The following is a 16,789-nucleotide window of genomic DNA, read 5'->3' as shown; positions in this document are numbered from 1 at the left end:
TTATTTCCTGTCTTTTTAGTGTGATACCGCTGTAATAATCAGGGTAATTCCCTCAACGGCAATAACTTCAACCTGCGTTCCGGCGCTCAAATCGTCGCGGGCGCTGACGGGCCATGAGCTGTCGCCGACGCGCATATGTCCGCGGCCATTGACCAGGGCAGTTTCCAGAATAAATCGACGGCCAACCAACTGCTGCCCGCGCTGGTTAAGATGGCTGTCGGCGGGTTTCTGATCTTGTACGCGCCTTGCCAGCCACTTCCACCACAGCCAGGCCGCCAGCAGGGTGAGTACGGCGAACATCGCCCCCTGCCACGCCCAGTCAAGCGGGATGAGCCACACCACCAGGCCGGTAATCACCGCCGCCACGCCGCTCCACAGCAGATAGCCGTTACCGCCCAGCATCTCGGCGGCGAGTAGCAGACCGCCGAGGCTGAGCCAGAAGATGTGCGGGTGCACCAGAATCATCGCTATCATGATTTTTTCCGTTCGCTGGCGCTGTCTTTCACCAGTTCGGCGATCCCGGCAATGGACCCCATCAGGCTGCTGGCATCCAGCGGCATCATCACCACTTTGCTGTTATTCGACGAACCGATGTGCTGCAGCGCTTCGGTGTATTTCTGCGCCACGAAGTAGTTCACGGCCTGAATATCCCCAGCGGCAATGGCCTCCGAAACCATCTGCGTCGCGCGGGCCTCGGCCTCTGCGGAACGTTCACGCGCTTCAGCCTGTAAAAATGCCGACTGGCGTTCACCTTCCGCTTTGAGGATTTTCGACTGTTTCTCACCTTCGGCCTTGACGATTTCTGCCTGACGGATCCCTTCCGCTTCAAGAATATAGGCACGCTTGGTACGTTCGGCTTTCATCTGCGCGTTCATGGCGTCGATAAGTTCTGCTGGGGGACGCACATCGCGGATTTCAATACGGGTGATTTTGATGCCCCAGGGATTCGTGGCCTCATCAACGATATGCAGCAGGCGCGTGTTGATGTTGTCGCGCTGGGAGAGCATTTCATCGAGTTCCATCGAGCCGAGAACGGTACGAATATTGGTCATGGTCAGGTTGATGATCGCCAGTTCCAGGTTGCTGACCTCATAAGCCGCTTTTGGCGCGTCGATCACCTGAATAAAGCAGACGGCATCAATCGCGACGTTGGCGTTGTCTTTGGAGATGACTTCCTGAGAGGGGATATCAAGCACCTGTTCCATCATGTTGATCTTACGACCGATGCGGTCCATGAACGGTACAACAAGGTTTAAACCCGGTTGCAGGGTTTTGGTGTAACGGCCAAAACGCTCGACCGTCCACTGATATCCCTGCGGGACGATTTTGACGCCAGCACCGACGATGACCAGCGCGACAAAAATGAGAATAGGAATAAAAATGAGCATTGATGAAACCTCCTGTTGTGTTGTCCTTTACTGCCTCATTAGTCAAATTATACCCGATTTATCAGGGTGGGCTCCCCTATAATAAATTACAGGGATAGACTGTCTGCACGAAAGAGGTAAAAAAGGGATTGGTAATGGAAGAAAGCAGCATTCTGCTTCAGTTAAAAAATGTCGCATGGCAGGCAGGGGCGACGCAGGTTCTCAATAACATCTGTTTTAATCTCCGGGCCGGAGAATTTAAGCTGATTACCGGCCAGTCTGGTTGCGGTAAAAGTACGTTACTCAAGATTGTGGCGTCATTAATCAGCCCGACTGCCGGTGAAATTCTCTTTGAGGGCAAGGAGATAAACACTCTTAAGCCTGAAACATATCGCCAGCAGGTTTCTTATTGTGCGCAAACGCCCGCGTTGTTTGGTGACACCGTTTACGACAACCTCATTTTCCCCTGGCAAATCCGCGATAAACGTCCGGATCCGGATGTGTTTCTTGCCGATCTGGCCCGTTTTGAGCTACCCGAAACGATCCTCAAAAAAAACATTAATGAGCTGTCCGGCGGTGAAAAGCAACGCGTCTCGTTAATTCGTAATTTACAGTTTCTGCCAAAAATCCTGCTGCTTGATGAAATCACCAGCGCGCTGGATGAAGCCAATAAACGGAATGTGAACGAATTAATTCACCACTATGTTCGCGATAAGAATATTGCTGTGCTGTGGGTGACGCACGACAAAGATGAAATTAATCATGCGGATAATGTCATAACCCTTCAACCGCACGCCGGGGAAATGCAGGAAGTAAGCAATGAACGAGCATAATATTACCAATGAATCACTGGCGTTAGCGATGATGCTGGTGGTGGTCGCGATACTGATCAGCAACAAAGAAAAACTGGCGCTGGAAAAAGATATTCTCTGGAGCGTTTGCCGGGCGGTGGTTCAGCTTATTATCGTTGGTTATGTGCTGAAATATATTTTCGGCGTTAACCACAGCATTCTGACCTTATTGATGGTGCTGTTTATCTGTTTCAACGCGGCCTATAACGCGCAAAAGCGCAGTAAATATATTGATAAAGCTTTTCTCTCGTCATTTATCGCCATCACGGCGGGGGCGGGGTTAACGCTGGCGGTGCTGGTTCTGTCAGGCTCTATCGAGTTTACCCCAATGCAGGTGATCCCAATTTCCGGCATGATTGCAGGCAATGCGATGGTTGCGGTAGGGCTGTGTTACAACAATCTGGGGCAGCGGTTTAACAGCGAACAGCAGCAAATTCAGGAAAAACTCAGCCTCGGTGCGACGCCGAAAGTGGCCTCCGCGCCGCTGATTCGCGACAGTATTCGCGCTTCGCTGATCCCGACGATCGATTCAGCGAAGACCGTGGGACTGGTGAGTTTACCGGGGATGATGTCCGGGTTGATCTTTGCAGGTATTGATCCGGTAAAAGCGATTAAGTATCAGATTATGGTGACGTTTATGCTGCTTTCGACCGCCAGTCTGTCAACCATTATCGCCTGCTACCTGACCTATCGGAAGTTCTATAATTCACGTCACCAACTGGTGGTGACGCATTTGAAAAAAAACTAATGGAGTACCGGATGGCGCGGGCCTACGGGGAGATTGTAGGCCCGATTAGCGCAAGCGCCATCAGGCAAATGCAGCGGATTAGTACAACAGCGCGTACAGCTGGCGGCGGTATTTCGAGGCCAGCGCATCGCCGGTGCCCAGTGCGGCAAGGATCTCCTGGAAGGTTTTACGCGCCTGACCGTCGGCTGCAGTGAGATCTTTCTTCAGGTGACTGAACAGCAATTCCAGTGATTCCTCGTTACGTCCGACCTGGTGTAACTGAATGGCCAGTTGAGTTGCCAGCGCCGCATCCTGTGGATTGCTGGCGACCTGCTGCTGCAACTGTTGGATTTCAGGTGTATCAGCCGCCTGCTTCAGCAGTTCGATCTGTGCCACCAGCCCCTGATAACGGGTGTCCTGATCCTGCAACGGGATAGTTTTCAGTACCGCTTCGGCTTCGTCAGAACGGTTCAGGGCGATTTGCGTTTCCGCCAGCAGCAGGCCAATTTCGCTGCTCTGATTGGAGATCTGCCATGCTTCTTTCAGCAGCGGCAGCGCATCAGCGTGATTGCCGGCTTCGATGAACTCGATCGCCTGGCGCGCTTTCAGCTCTTCCTCGCTCGGTAACACTTTCTCCAGCAGCGCGCGAATAACTTCTTCCGGCTGCGGGCCCTGGAATCCATCTACCGGCTGACCGTTCTGGAACAGATAAACCGTGGGGATCGCGCGCAGACCAAACTGGGAGGCGATCATCTGCTCGGCGTCGCAATCTAACTTGGCGAGAATAAACTGACCGTTGTACTGAGCAACAAGGCTCTCCAGTACCGGCGTTAATTGCAGACAATGCTGGCTGCGCTCAGACCAAAAATAGAACAGGACCGGCGTGGTCATCGACTGTTCAAGGGTCTGCTGGAGGTTCGATTCGTTAATGTTAACAATATTCTGTGTGGACATGGAGTTACTCTCTTTTGTCGATTTCTTGTTACATGGGGGCTGACGCGCGTGCTTCAACTCAACCCTGTAAAATTTTGTCCATTATGCGGCCTGGCAACAGGCGCTTCAGTAGCATAACTGCCCAGGTCACCAGCGTAACCGGATAACGCAGCTTTGGTTTGTCGCTCTCAAACGCATGACGCACTTTGGCGACAACCGCTTGTGGCCCCAGCGTAAAACGCGCGGCAATTCCGGGGTTTTCCACGGGAGCATCGCTCTGGGTCTGGTTGACGTTTTCGGTAAAGCGGGTGCGAATAGGGCCTGGCTCAATCAGGCTGACCTTAATCCCGCTGTGGCGCAGCTCCATACGCAGCGCGTCGGACCAGGCTTCCAGCGCATATTTGCTGGCGGCATAGGCCCCGCGTCCCGGCGTTGAGATCAATCCCATTACCGACGAGGTCATCACAATTCGTCCTTCGCTGTGGGGTAGCATGGCGGGTAACAGGCGCATGGTAAGCTGATGTGCGCCGAAGAAGTTGGCGGAAAACTGCTGTTCCATCTGCTCGCGGCTGATGGTGGGCAGTGGGCCATAGACGCCGTATCCGGCGTTGTTAAAGATCCCATACAAACGATTATCGGTCAGGGCTATCACCTCATCAGCCGCGCGATCTACGCTCTCGGGTGAATCCAGATCCAGCAATATGCCGGTGAATCCCATGCTGTTCATACGCGCCACATCGTCAGGTTTGCGACAGCCTGCCAGAATTTGAAAACCCTGGCGCTTTAGCTCAAGCGCGCTTTCCAGACCGATTCCGCTGGAACATCCTGTTATTAAGACCGATTTTTGCATAACTTTACCTGTCAGGATCTCCGTTGTTTTACGAGTCGTGATTTACTAGAGGAGTGAGATGTTGCGCCATCCAGTCGGCAATAAACGGCTGGGCGTCACGGTTAGGATGAATACCATCATCCTGCATCCACTGGGGTTTCAGATAAACCTCTTCCATAAAAAAGGGCAGCAGAGGTATATCAAACTCTTTGGCGAGTTTTGGATAAATCGCGCTAAAGCTTTCATTATAACGGCGACCGTAGTTTGCCGGCAGACGAATTTGCATCAGCAGCGGTTCGGCATTTGCTGCTTTCACATCCTGCAGAATCGTGCGCAGGGTTTGTTCGGTTTGCGCAGGCGCAAAACCGCGCAGACCGTCGTTGCCGCCAAGTTCGACCAGCACCCAGCGCGGCTGGTGCTGCTTCAGTAATGCAGGCAGACGGGCCAGACCCTGCTGCGAGGTGTCGCCGCTAATACTGGCATTCACCACCGGCGTTTTGGTTTGCCATTTATCATTAAGTAGCGCAGGCCACGCGGCGCTGGCGGACATACGGTATCCGGCGCTCAGGCTGTCACCCAGAATTAATAACGTGTCCGCTGCGGCGGCGCGGAAAGTTAACAGGACCAGGAACAGGAAAGGCCAATGCCAGCGGAAAACATTGTTGAAGTTCATCATCTTAAGAAATCCGTCGGTCAGGGTGATCATGAGCTATCCATCCTTACCGGAGTTGAACTGGTTGTCAAACGCGCCGAGACCATTGCGCTGATTGGCGAGTCGGGTTCAGGAAAATCCACACTGCTGGCGATCCTCGCCGGGCTGGACGATGGCACCAGCGGTGAAGTCAGTCTGGTGGGGCAGGCGCTGCACACCATGGATGAAGAAGCCCGGGCACAGCTGCGGGCGCGACACGTGGGTTTTGTCTTCCAGTCATTCATGTTAATTCCGACCCTTAACGCGCTGGAAAACGTCGAGTTGCCCGCGTTGTTGCGCGGTGAAAACAGTGGAAAAAGTCGCGACGGGGCAAAAACGTTGCTGGAGCAACTGGGGCTGGGAAAACGTCTTGATCATCTTCCGGCCCAGCTTTCCGGTGGGGAGCAGCAGCGCGTGGCGCTGGCGCGGGCGTTTAACGGTCGCCCTGACGTGCTGTTTGCCGATGAACCGACGGGCAATCTGGACCGCCAGACCGGAGACAAAATCGCCGACCTGCTGTTTTCTCTGAACCGGGAACATGGCACCACCCTGATTCTGGTGACCCATGATTCTCAACTGGCGGCGCGTTGCGATCGGCGTTTACGCCTGGTGAACGGACAGTTGCAGGAGGAGGCATGATTGCACGCTGGTTCTGGCGCGAATGGCGCTCGCCTTCATTACTGATTGTCTGGCTGGCGCTGAGCCTGGCCGTGGCCTGCGTGCTGGCTCTGGGCAATATCAGCGATCGTATGGAAAAAGGGCTGAGCCAGCAAAGCCGTGAGTTTATGGCGGGAGATCGGTCGCTGCAAAGTTCGCGTACCGTGCCGAAAGCGTGGATTGACGAGGCGCGACAGCGTGGCCTGAAAGTGGGCGAACAGCTGACCTTTGCCACTATGACCTTTGCCCGGGATACGCCGCAGTTGGCGAACGTCAAAGCGGTGGATGATGTGTATCCGATGTATGGCACGTTGCAAACCAATCCGCCGGGACTGAAACCTCAGCCTGGCTCGGTGCTGCTGGCTCCGCGTCTGATGGCGTTGCTGAACTTAAAAATCGGTGATTCCATCGACGTGGGTGATGCCACGCTGCGCATCGCCGGGGAAGTGGTGCAGGAGCCGGATGCCGGTTTTAATCCGTTCCAGATAGCGCCGCGCCTGATGATGAACGTGGCGGATGTCGAAAAAACGGCGGCGGTCCAGCCGGGGAGCCGGGTGACCTGGCGCTATAAATTTGGCGGGACACCGCAGCAACTGGAAGCCTATGAAAAATGGCTGCTCCCGCAGTTAAAGCCTGAACAGCGCTGGTATGGGCTGGAGCAGGATGAAGGGGCGCTGGGGAAATCACTGGAGCGTTCGCAACAGTTCCTGCTGCTGTCGGCGCTGCTAACCCTGCTGCTGGCGGTCGCTGCGGTTGCCGTGGCGATGAGCCATTACTGCCGCAGTCGTTACGATCTGGTGGCTATTCTGAAAACCCTTGGCGCGGGCAGAGCACAGTTGCGCAGGCTGATTGTTGGTCAATGGCTGATGGTGCTGGTGCTGTCTGGCGTGACCGGAGGGTTATTCGGGCTGTTGTTTGAACGCGTGCTGGTGGTATTACTTAAGCCGGTACTGCCCGGCGAACTGCCGCCTGCCAGTCCCTGGCCGTGGCTATGGGCATTAGGCACCATGACGGTCATTTCTCTGCTGGTGGGGTTACGCCCTTACCGTTTGCTGCTGGCGACTCAGCCACTGCGGGTACTGCGCCGTGACGTGGTGGCAAACGTCTGGCCGCTGAAGTTTTATTTGCCGGTGGTATTGATAGTCGTGATTGCCCTGCTCGCCGGACTGATGGGCGGAAGCCCGCTGCTGTGGGCCGTGCTGGCCGGAGCGGTAGTGCTGGCGCTTTTGTGCGGGGTGCTCGGCTGGATGCTGCTCAACGTGCTGCGTGGCCTGACGCTCACCTCGCTGCCGCTGCGTTTAGCGGTCAGTCGGCTGTTGCGCCAGCCGTGGTCAACGCTCAGTCAGCTGTCGGCATTTTCGCTTTCCTTTATGTTGCTGGCGCTGCTGCTGGTACTGCGTGGCGACCTGCTCGACCGCTGGCAGCAGCAAATGCCGCCGGAAAGCCCGAACTATTTTCTCATCAACATTGCCACCGAACAGGTGGTTCCACTCAAGGCTTTCCTGGCTGAGCATCAGGTGATCCCGGAATCGTTCTATCCGATTGTGCGGGCGCGTCTGACGGCGATCAATGAGAAGCCGACCGAAGGCAATCACGATGAGGCGCTGAACCGCGAGCTTAATCTGACCTGGCAGGATACCCGACCGGATCATAACCCGATCGTTGCCGGAAGCTGGCCGCCAAAAGCGGGCGAAGTCTCGATGGAAGAGGGGCTGGCGAAACGGCTGAACGTCAAGCTTGGCGATCGGGTGACCTTTATGGGCGATACCCAGGATTTCAGCGCCACGGTCAGCAGTCTGCGCAAAGTGGACTGGGAAAGCCTGCGCCCCAACTTCTTCTTTATCTTTCCCTCCGGCGCGCTGGACGCTCAGCCGCAAAGCTGGTTAACCAGCTTTCGCTGGGAGAACGGCAACGGCATGCTGACGCAGCTTAACCGCGAATTCCCGACTATCAGCCTGCTGGATATTGGCGCAATCCTCAAACAGGTGAGCCAGGTGCTGGAGCAGGTGAGCCGGGCACTGGAGGTGATGGTGGTGCTGGTTACCGCTTGCGGTATGTTGCTGCTATTGGCACAGGTCCAGGTCGGAATGCGTCAGCGTCATCAGGAACTGGTGGTCTGGCGCACGCTGGGCGCGGGTAAGAAGCTGCTGCGTACCACGCTATGGTGCGAGTTCGCCATGCTCGGAATGGTCGCTGGACTGGTGGCTGCTATCGGCGCGGAAACCGCACTGGCGGTGCTGCAAACCCGAGTGTTTGATTTTCCGTGGGAGCCAGACTGGCGACTGTGGGTCGTGTTGCCGCTTTGTGGGGCATTGTTGCTCTCGTTATGCGGCGGATGGCTCGGTTCACGTCTGCTAAAAGGCAAAGCGCTGTTCCGTCAGTTCAGTAGTTAATTCATATTCGTGATGATTACGCACCGGTTTTTTAAATCGGTGCGTTTTTTATCTATTTAGCACAAATTGATAACTCATTGATATTTAACAGCACAGAACAATAAAAACCCGACAACACGAGTGTATTAATAAACGTTAATATTTGTATGCTGAATAATTGGCAGGCTATCTATCAAGGTACAAATAATGACTATAAAAAAAACGGCGCTGGCGGTATCGATCGGCGCAGCAGTGGCATTAACGACGTTCGCCTCCCAGGCGGAAATCACGGTCCTGAAACAAGATCCACAGGCGGGCAACCCGCTGAGCCGTCTTAACTTCACCGTTGGCGGGAGTATTCGTCCGCAGTTCCAGAATATGGCCGGTGATGATGGTAAGAATGGCTACAAACGTAATGGTTTCGACGGCGGGACGCGTTTCCGCTTCGCCGCTGATTACTATCTGTTTGATGACATCAGCTGGGTGAGTTATTACGAGCTGGGCGTTAACTTCCCGGCAATGTTCAACTGGGATAATCACTATGCTAACGGCGCCAACGATACCACGCGTCGTATGTTGTACACCGGTCTGAAGAGCGCGACCTGGGGTACGCTGACCTTCGGTCAACAGAACAGCATTTACTATGATGTGGTTGGTGCGAAAACGGATATCTGGGACTACGACATGATCGGTCAGGCACCAGGTAACGGTATCAATGGCGACTATGACGGTTCCTATCGTACGCGTAAATCACTGAAGTATAAGAAAACGGTTGGTGATGTTGATCTCTACGCATCTTATCTGTTCAGCGATGATTACAACCCGAACAATGGTCTGCGCTACAAGCGTAAAGGCGGTGGCTCGCTGGGTGTGGATTATCACATCACCGATGACCTGACCTGGGGTACGGCGTGGAACTACACCCGCGCGGAAATGCGTGGCGACACCAGCAAAACCTACGATCAAAACATCGTCGGTACCGCGCTGAGCTGGAAACCGGACAACTGGACCTTCTCGATGGGCGGCGGTTGGTATCAAAACTTCATGACCACCAAAAAAGTCTCCGTTAACGATTACTTTGCCGGTGATGCCTGGGGTCTGGAATACTTCGCGGGTTACACCTTCCCGGTTGGTCAGTATGCGCTGAAATCCGTTCAACCCTACGTTATGGGCGACCGTATTGAATACGTGAATGGTCGTAACTACCTGCGTACCGACAATGGTGTGGGTATCAGCTTCCAGCTGGACTACGGTTTCCGTGTTGATTACGAACACGTCTTCACCTCCAGCACCGACAATCTGGGTGATATGAACCTGGTTCGTCTGCGTTACGACTTCTAAGTCAATTTCCCTGCCAAAACCGGGTAACCAGAAGGTTATCCGGTTTTTTACTATCCTTTGCTGAAAAACACATTAGTACCTTCAACGTACATTCAACGACATATCCCGCAACATCATGAAATAATTTCAAGGACAGCAGGTTGTGATCTGTGTCATGTTAACAATCAGCCTGTTAACAGGCCAACAAGAACAACGCCGCAAGAACGGCGTGAGACATGACACCACAACGTTAAAATGGAGAAATTATGGGATTGCGTCAGAGTTTACGCGTCGCGACCGGAGCGCTGTTACTGGCCTGTGGATTACAACTTGCTCATGCGAACAGTGACCCGCATACCATCGTGTTTGGCGTCGCACCTGGGCCGTACGGCGATATGGTGAAACAGGCCATTGCCCCTACGCTGAAAGAGAAAGGCTATAAGGTAGTGGTGCGCGAATTCAGCGACTACGTGCAGCCGAACATGGCGCTTTCCAACGGCAGTATTGATGCCAACTTGTTCCAGCACTCGCTCTACTTTGACAAATTCACCGCTGATAAAGGACTGAAGCTGAGCAAGCTGATTGTGGTCCCGACGGCCGGGATGGGTTTTTACTCACATAAAATCAAAAGCCTGGATGAGTTAAAAAAAGGGGATGTGATCACGCTTTCCAATGATCCAACCAATCTGGCTCGCGGTCTGCGTTTCCTGCAGTCTATTGGCCTTATTACCATCAAAGACACTATCGATCCGACTAAAGCCTCTGAGCGCGATATCGCCAGCAACCCGAAAGGGCTGGTGTTTAAACCGCTGGAAGCGGCGCAGCTGCCGCGTACCCTGGACGGTGTGACCGGCGCGCTGGTCAACGGTAACTTTGCCGTGGCGGCAAAACTGGATCTCGCCAGCGCCATTAAGCAAGAGCATCTGGACGAAAATCTGAAAAATATCATAGCGGTACGCAGTGAAGATGCGGATAAACCGTTCGCGAAAGATATTGTGGCGGCGGTGAAATCTCCGGCGTATCGCGCGGTGATCGACGATCCGCAAAATATCTACAGCGCCTTCCAGAAACCGGAATGGATGTCGGCAGCCCAATAATCGCTGCGCACAAGGTTAACAGGGGCAGCGGCGACTGCCCTTTTCGCATTTCTGAGGTGGCTATGATTGAGATAGAAAAGGTTTGCGTGGATTTTAGCGCAGGCCGTGGACCATCAACCCGGGCGGTTGATGACGTCAACTTGCGCATAGGCGCAGGCGAGATATTTGGCATTGTCGGGACCAGCGGCGCGGGGAAAAGTACGCTGCTGCGCACCCTGAACGCCTTAACGCGACCAAGCCTGGGAAGCGTAAAGGTTAACGGCGTAGAAATTTCCGCGCTGGAAGGGGCGCAACTACGTAAAGCCCGTCAGCGTATTGGGATGATTTTTCAGCATTTTAATCTGATGCATACCCGTACCGTGGCGCAAAACGTCGCTTTCAGCCTGAAGGCTGCCGGATGGGAGCGCAGTAAAATTGGCCCACGCGTCAGCGAAATCCTGACGCTGGTGGGGCTGTCTGACAAGGCAAACCGCTTTCCTGTACAGCTCAGCGGCGGGCAAAAGCAGCGCGTTGGTATTGCCCGTGCGATTGCCAATCACCCCGATGTGCTGCTGTGTGATGAACCGACCTCTGCGCTGGATCTGGAAACATCGGCCACTATTCTGGCATTGCTTAAGCAGATCAACCAACAGTTGGGGATCACGATCGTGCTGATCACTCACGAGATGAACGTGATCAAATCGATTTGCGATCGTGTGGCGGTGATGTCCGGCGGCAAGGTGGTGGAGTCCGGTGAGGTGTTTGACGTTTTTGCTCACCCGCAGCACGCTTTCACGCAGCAACTGGTGTCGCATACCCTCAATCTGACGCTACCCGAACGCTTGCGCCAGCATTTGCCTGGCCAGTTGCTGAAAATTCTGTTCATCGGCGATTCGGCGGAACAGCCGGTGTTGTCAGAAGTCGCGGTTAAATTTGGTGTGGCGGTGAACATTCTGCACGGCAAAATTGAATATATCGGCGAGCGTGCGCTGGGGATTCTGGTGGTGCAACTGACCGCGCCGCATAACCCTTCTGCGGTGGATGTCGCCGTGGAGCATATTCGTCAACGCACGGCACAGGTGGAGGTGATTCGTGGATGATTTATTGCCTGATTTGACGCTGGCGTTTAATGAAACCTTTCAGATGCTAAGCATCTCTACGGTGCTGGCGATTATTGGCGGTCTGCCGCTCGGTTTTCTTATTTTCGTCACCGACCGGCATTTATTCTGGCAAAACCGTTTTGTGTATCTGCTCAGCTCCGTGCTGGTGAATATCATCCGTTCGGTGCCGTTTGTGATCCTGCTGGTGCTGCTGCTGCCGCTCACACAGTTTTTACTCGGAAATACCATTGGGCCGATTGCGGCGTCGGTCCCGCTCTCGGTGGCGGCAATCGCTTTTTATGCCCGTCTGGTCGACAGCGCACTGCGTGAAGTCGATAAAGGCATTATTGAAGCGGCGGAAGCCTTTGGTGCCAGCCCGATGCGTATCATCTGCACCGTTCTGTTACCTGAAGCGAGCGCGGGTCTGCTGCGTGGGTTGACGATAACGCTGGTGAGTCTGATCGGTTACTCCGCGATGGCCGGAATCGTTGGTGGCGGTGGGGTAGGCGACCTGGCGATTCGCTTTGGTTATTACCGCTATGAAACCCAGGTCATGATCGTCACCGTGGTGGCGCTGATTATTCTGGTGCAGGTCGTTCAGGTGCTGGGCGACTGGCTGGCGAAACGCGCGGATAAGCGCGACAGACACTGATCACTGTGCGTTAAGCCATCCGGCAACGTCCTGCCATGTGCCGCGAAAGACGACTTTCGCGGCTTTCTTTTCCAGTTGATAACGATACATCGGGTCGTAATACTCGTTGAGCAACGGCACCAGCCAGCCCATATGGGCGTCGGTACTGCCCGTCGCTTGCTGTTCGCGCAGAGCCACGTCGAGCAGGGCGGTCAGCTCGGCAAAACGTTGTAAACCCAGACGGCGGCGAATAGCAAACAGGCCGTGGTGCAGATACTCGCTATACTCCTGCCAGCCCTGACTCTCGCCATAAGCATGGGTAAAATCGTGGTGCATCCGCACGAAATACTCTTCGCGCAGTCGCTCCAGACGACGCTCAAAAGGATCGTCCACCACTGCAATAGATGCCTGGGTCATGCGTTCGCGCAGGCATTCGGGTAGATGATTAGCCCCGATCATGCGGCCTTCATCTTCCAGTACCCACAGACGCAGATCCTGACGGCTGTCGGTTCTGAGCATTTCGACCGCCAGCAGGTTTTCAAAACTCGCCTGACTCAACTGCGGTTCAACGGTGCGACCAAACGAGGAACCGCGATGGTGCGCCAGACCTTCGAGATCCACGCCGTTCGGCTGCTGTTGCACCAGCTGCGTTTTACCGTTCCCGGTACAGCCGCCAATTAAGACGATCGGCTTTTGCACTAATTTTTCAGTCAGTTGAATCGCCGCCTGACGCAGGGCTTTGTAGCCACCGTGTATCAGCGGGTAGTCAATCCCGGACTCGTGCAGCCACTGTTGCACAATGTGCGAACGCTGACCGCCGCGCGCGCAGCATAAATAACCCGCAGGATTTTGACGACAGGCGTCCAGCCAGGCCTTCATACGTTGTTGGCGAGTCTCGCCGCAGACCAATTGATGGCCGAGCGTGAGGGCTGCCTCGGGTCCCTGACGTTTATAACAGGTACCCACGGCGGCACGTTCGTCATCGTTCATCAGGGGAAGGTTGATTGCGCCCGGCATTGCGCCTTGCAGAAATTCGACGGGGGCGCGTACATCGATTATAGGCGTACCAGCGAGCAAAATTGCGCGATAGTCCGTTCCATCGTTCATGTGTGATCCTGAAAATACAAAAACAGCAATGGAGGGGATTTTACGCGCCAGAGGAGGGGCCGGGGAAGGATAAAATCAAATCCCCGGCATTAATGGCTTATTTCAGCGTTGACTGCGCCCAGATAATACCGCTGGCATATTCCGGCGGCAGCAGGGGGATAAGCGCTTCCAGCGTCGCGCTAAGACGCGCGGTATCGCTGTCGCTCAGGTTCAGGTGTCCCACCTTACGCCCTTCACGCACCTCTTTGTCATACCAGTGCAGATGCACCAGCGGCAGCTTCAGCCAGTCGTAGTTCAGGTCGCTACCAATCAGATTTACCATCACCGAATGAGTGTTCACTATCGGCGTGGGTAACGGTAGGTTGGTAATGGCGCGCAGGTGCAGCTCAAACTGGCTGATGCTGGCACCGTTTTGCGTCCAGTGCCCGCTGTTGTGCACGCGTGGAGCCAGTTCGTTAATCAGCAGACCTTCCGGGGTGATGAAACATTCCATCGCCATCACGCCGACATAGCCCAGCTCCTGCATGATGGCAGAGAGCATCGCTTCGGCCTGTTTCTGCTGTTTGCCGTTAGCCTGCGGGAAGACCACGCTGGTGCGCAGAATGCCGTCCTGGTGCAGGTTATGGGTCAGCGGATAGAAGACGGTGCTACCGTCGTGCGCACGAGCGCCAACCAGTGAGACTTCACCAGAGAAGTTGATTCCCTGCTCAACGATGCACTCGCCGTAGCAGTCGTCCGGCAGTTGTTCGGTTTCATTTGCGCGCAAACGCCACTGCCCACGACCGTCGTAACCGCCGACGCGACGTTTCACGATCGCCAGCTCACCGAGTTTGTCGAATACTGCAGGCCATTCGCTTTTATCCGCCAGCAACTGCCACGGCGCAGTTGCCAGGCCGAGCTTGTCAAAAAGCTGCTTTTGCGTCAGACGGTCGGCAATAATTGGGAAAACGTCGCGGTTGACAAATGCCGGATGGCGCGCGAGCTCGCGGGTGAGCGCCGTTTCCGGCCAGCGCTCAATCTCAGCGGTGATCACGCTTTGCTGAAAAGGGACCGCTGCTGGTTCGGCATCCAGCCCGACGGGCCAGACCGCAATGCCCAGCGGCTCACCGGCCTGGCGCAGCATGCGCCCTAACTGACCGTTACCGAGTACGCAGACCTGCTTCATGCCGCACCTCGCGGGTCCGGATTCTCCAGCACCTCGTCGGTTTGTACTTTGCGCCAGTCGTTCAGACGCTGGTGTAATGCTTTGTCGTGTGTTGCCAGAATTTGTGCTGCCAGCAGGGCCGCATTTGCCGCGCCCGCTTTGCCGATAGCCAGCGTTCCGACCGGAATACCGCGCGGCATCTGTACGATGGAGTAAAGGCTATCTACGCCGCTCAGCGCCGCGCTTTGCACCGGGACGCCTAAAACAGGCACCAGCGTTTTAGCCGCAATCATGCCCGGCAGATGCGCAGCGCCACCCGCACCGGCAATGATCACCTGATAGCCGTTCTCTTCTGCGCTTTCGGCGAAGCTAAACAGCTTGTCAGGGGTGCGGTGGGCGGAGACGACTTCAACATGATGCGGCACGTTCAGAATTTCGAAGATTTCGGCGGCGAACTGCATGGTAGCCCAGTCGCTTTTGGACCCCATCACGATGGCGACACGCGCCGGGTTATTGCGGGAAGACATGCGTCTGAAAACTCCTGTGATGCACTACACTCGACTTTTGAGGCAACAGAGAATAGCATAATTCGCCGTCAAGGAAAACGATTGCGCGCTTTACACTTCACCCTTCAGGCAGCCTCTGTAGCTGGCTGCATCTCAACGAGTTTTGTGTAAAGAGGAACTGGATATCTGCGGAATTAAAACGGAAATGCGATCAGTTCAACGTCATCTGGCGTGACTTTGATCATCGACCCTTCGGTGTGCCATGCGCCTAATACCACGCGAAAAGCGGGTTGCTCATTGGCCGTAAGCTCGTGGACTGCCGGGCGGTGGGTGTGGCCGTGAATTAACCACTGGACCAGATGCTTTTCCATCTCGGTGATGACGGCCTGCGGATTCACATCCATGATCGCCAGTGACTTGCTGCTGTTGGCCGCTTTGCTATTGGCGCGCATTTTCGCGGCGATACGTTGGCGAACGAACAGAGGTAAGGAGAGGAACAGCTTCTGTAGCCAGGGTTGATGTACTTTGGCGCGAAACGCCTGATAGCCTGCATCGTCTGTACACAAAGTGTCGCCATGCATGATCAATACCTTGCGGCCATACAGGTTGAGTACTTTTTTCTCAGGCAGCAAGCTCATGCCGCTTTCACGGGCAAAACGTTTGCCGAGCAGAAAATCTCGGTTGCCGTGAATAAAAAAGCAGGGAACGCCGGAATCAACCAGTGATTTTATCGCCGCGGCTATTTCATTATGCAGTGGGGTTGGGTCGTCGTCGCCAATCCAGGCTTCAAACAGGTCGCCGAGAATGTACAGTGCATCAGCTTTTCGCGCATCACCGGCTAAAAAACGCAGAAAACCGGCGGTGATCGCCGGTTCTTCTGTGCAGAGGTGAAGATCTGCAATAAACAGTGTCGTCACGATTACTCGCTGACGGTCACGTTTTCGATGATGACGTCTTCTTTTGGCACATCCTGGTGCATACCGCTGCGACCAGTTGAAACGCCTTTGATTTTATCAACCACGTCCATGCCTTCAACAACTTCAGCAAACACGCAATAACCCCAACCCTGCATGCTTTCGCCGGAGAAGTTCAGGAAGTCGTTGTCTGCAACGTTGATGAAGAACTGTGCGGTTGCGGAGTGCGGAGCCTGAGTACGCGCCATCGCCAGCGTACCACGGGTGTTTTTCAGACCGTTGTTCGCTTCGTTTTTGATCGCTTCTTTCGTGGCTTTTTGCTTCATGCCCGGTTCGAAACCGCCGCCCTGGATCATGAAACCGTTAATAACACGGTGGAAAATGGTGTTGTTGTAAAAACCTTCGCGGCAGTAGTCCAGGAAGTTTTTAACTGTTTCAGGCGCTTTATCATCAAACGTTTTGATTACGATATCGCCGTGATTAGTGTGGAAAGTAACCATTTTTGCATCCTGTTCCGATAGATTGGTGCTTCGACCCCGTGGAGGGTCAGAGTTAGGGGTGTGT

At 54.6% G+C, this 16,789-nt stretch carries 18 protein-coding genes; 8 read left to right on the top strand and 10 right to left on the bottom strand.

The features are described from left to right. Positions 1 to 15 precede the first annotated feature (15 nt). Both KQJ19_RS04700 and KQJ19_RS04695 read right to left on the bottom strand, forming a co-directional pair. The gene (locus KQJ19_RS04700; RefSeq protein ID WP_016152105.1) at positions 16 to 474 is read right to left on the bottom strand and encodes an NfeD family protein; all 459 of its coding nucleotides are present in this window, start codon (positions 472 to 474) and stop codon (positions 16 to 18) included. Beyond that, positions 471 to 1,388 (bottom strand): SPFH domain-containing protein, encoded by a 918-nt coding sequence (locus KQJ19_RS04695; protein ID WP_016152106.1) that lies wholly within the window; start codon positions 1,386 to 1,388, stop codon positions 471 to 473. The genes KQJ19_RS04700 and KQJ19_RS04695 overlap by 4 nt, the downstream gene beginning before the upstream one ends. A 134-nt stretch (positions 1,389 to 1,522) precedes the next feature. Between KQJ19_RS04695 and fetA the strand changes: the two genes are divergently transcribed. Together fetA and fetB are read left to right on the top strand one after the other, a co-directional pair. Next, on the top strand, positions 1,523 to 2,200 hold the full coding sequence (gene fetA, locus KQJ19_RS04690; protein WP_019076194.1) for an iron ABC transporter ATP-binding protein FetA: 678 nt from the start codon (positions 1,523 to 1,525) through the stop codon (positions 2,198 to 2,200). Further along, positions 2,187 to 2,966 (top strand): iron export ABC transporter permease subunit FetB, encoded by a 780-nt coding sequence (gene fetB, locus KQJ19_RS04685; RefSeq protein ID WP_016155894.1) that lies wholly within the window; start codon positions 2,187 to 2,189, stop codon positions 2,964 to 2,966. The genes fetA and fetB overlap by 14 nt, the downstream gene beginning before the upstream one ends. A gap of 78 nt (positions 2,967 to 3,044) precedes the next feature. On the opposite strand, the gene KQJ19_RS04680 is transcribed toward fetB, so the two are convergent. From KQJ19_RS04680 to tesA, 3 genes are read right to left on the bottom strand one after another with little or no spacing between them, the layout of a single operon-like run. Then, positions 3,045 to 3,899: a co-chaperone YbbN gene (locus KQJ19_RS04680; protein WP_016152110.1), complete on the bottom strand. Its 855-nt coding sequence runs from the start codon at positions 3,897 to 3,899 to the stop codon at positions 3,045 to 3,047. Between the two features lie 58 nt (positions 3,900 to 3,957). Continuing rightward, positions 3,958 to 4,728: an SDR family oxidoreductase gene (locus tag KQJ19_RS04675; protein WP_216403386.1), complete on the bottom strand. Its 771-nt coding sequence runs from the start codon at positions 4,726 to 4,728 to the stop codon at positions 3,958 to 3,960. A gap of 28 nt (positions 4,729 to 4,756) precedes the next feature. Further along, positions 4,757 to 5,383 carry a multifunctional acyl-CoA thioesterase I/protease I/lysophospholipase L1 gene (tesA, locus tag KQJ19_RS04670; RefSeq protein WP_085951033.1) on the bottom strand — a complete coding sequence of 209 codons (627 nt, stop codon included), beginning with the start codon at positions 5,381 to 5,383 and terminating at the stop codon, positions 4,757 to 4,759. Between tesA and ybbA the strand changes: the two genes are divergently transcribed. From ybbA to KQJ19_RS04640, 6 genes are all read left to right on the top strand, one after another. After that, positions 5,351 to 6,037, top strand: coding sequence for a putative ABC transporter ATP-binding protein YbbA (gene ybbA / locus KQJ19_RS04665; RefSeq protein ID WP_016152113.1), 687 nt, complete (start codon positions 5,351 to 5,353; stop codon positions 6,035 to 6,037). The two genes, tesA and ybbA, sit on opposite strands and share 33 nt — an antisense overlap. Then, entirely contained in the window at positions 6,034 to 8,448 is a 2,415-nt protein-coding gene (ybbP, locus tag KQJ19_RS04660) for a putative ABC transporter permease subunit YbbP (RefSeq protein WP_103765970.1), read from the top strand. Before ybbA ends, ybbP begins: the two co-directional genes overlap by 4 nt. Positions 8,449 to 8,634: 186 nt before the next feature. Then, entirely contained in the window at positions 8,635 to 9,768 is a 1,134-nt protein-coding gene (locus KQJ19_RS04655; protein WP_016152115.1) for a porin, read from the top strand. 245 nt (positions 9,769 to 10,013) lie between these two features. Next, positions 10,014 to 10,844, top strand: a complete 831-nt coding sequence (locus KQJ19_RS04650; protein WP_016152116.1) for a MetQ/NlpA family ABC transporter substrate-binding protein — start codon at positions 10,014 to 10,016, stop codon at positions 10,842 to 10,844. Between the two features lie 62 nt (positions 10,845 to 10,906). Beyond that, entirely contained in the window at positions 10,907 to 11,923 is a 1,017-nt protein-coding gene (gene sfbB / locus KQJ19_RS04645) for a virulence-associated ABC transporter ATP-binding protein SfbB (protein WP_169330305.1), read from the top strand. Further along, positions 11,916 to 12,575, top strand: a complete 660-nt coding sequence (locus tag KQJ19_RS04640) for a methionine ABC transporter permease (protein WP_003831085.1) — start codon at positions 11,916 to 11,918, stop codon at positions 12,573 to 12,575. Before sfbB ends, KQJ19_RS04640 begins: the two co-directional genes overlap by 8 nt. Here the strand turns inward: KQJ19_RS04640 and mnmH are convergent, their stop codons facing one another. The 5 genes from mnmH to ppiB form a co-directional block, all read right to left on the bottom strand. After that, positions 12,576 to 13,661 carry a tRNA 2-selenouridine(34) synthase MnmH gene (mnmH, locus tag KQJ19_RS04635; protein WP_109018112.1) on the bottom strand — a complete coding sequence of 362 codons (1,086 nt, stop codon included), beginning with the start codon at positions 13,659 to 13,661 and terminating at the stop codon, positions 12,576 to 12,578. 97 nt (positions 13,662 to 13,758) lie between these two features. Beyond that, entirely contained in the window at positions 13,759 to 14,826 is a 1,068-nt protein-coding gene (purK, locus tag KQJ19_RS04630; protein ID WP_216403385.1) for a 5-(carboxyamino)imidazole ribonucleotide synthase, read from the bottom strand. Further along, a complete protein-coding gene (purE, locus tag KQJ19_RS04625) occupies positions 14,823 to 15,332 on the bottom strand; it encodes a 5-(carboxyamino)imidazole ribonucleotide mutase (RefSeq protein WP_075846830.1) in 510 nt (169 codons plus the stop codon). The genes purK and purE overlap by 4 nt, the downstream gene beginning before the upstream one ends. A gap of 173 nt (positions 15,333 to 15,505) precedes the next feature. Then, positions 15,506 to 16,228: a UDP-2,3-diacylglucosamine diphosphatase gene (gene lpxH, locus KQJ19_RS04620; RefSeq protein WP_216403384.1), complete on the bottom strand. Its 723-nt coding sequence runs from the start codon at positions 16,226 to 16,228 to the stop codon at positions 15,506 to 15,508. 2 nt (positions 16,229 to 16,230) lie between these two features. Next, on the bottom strand, positions 16,231 to 16,725 hold the full coding sequence (ppiB, locus tag KQJ19_RS04615) for a peptidylprolyl isomerase B (protein ID WP_003021875.1): 495 nt from the start codon (positions 16,723 to 16,725) through the stop codon (positions 16,231 to 16,233). Positions 16,726 to 16,789 lie beyond the last annotated feature (64 nt).

It is taken from the genome of Citrobacter sp. S46_ASV_140 (assembly GCF_018919545.1).
GTDB lineage: Bacteria > Pseudomonadota > Gammaproteobacteria > Enterobacterales > Enterobacteriaceae > Citrobacter > Citrobacter braakii.
The sequence above is the reverse complement of the archived record's forward strand: the minus strand, read 5'-3'. Positions and strand labels throughout refer to the sequence as shown.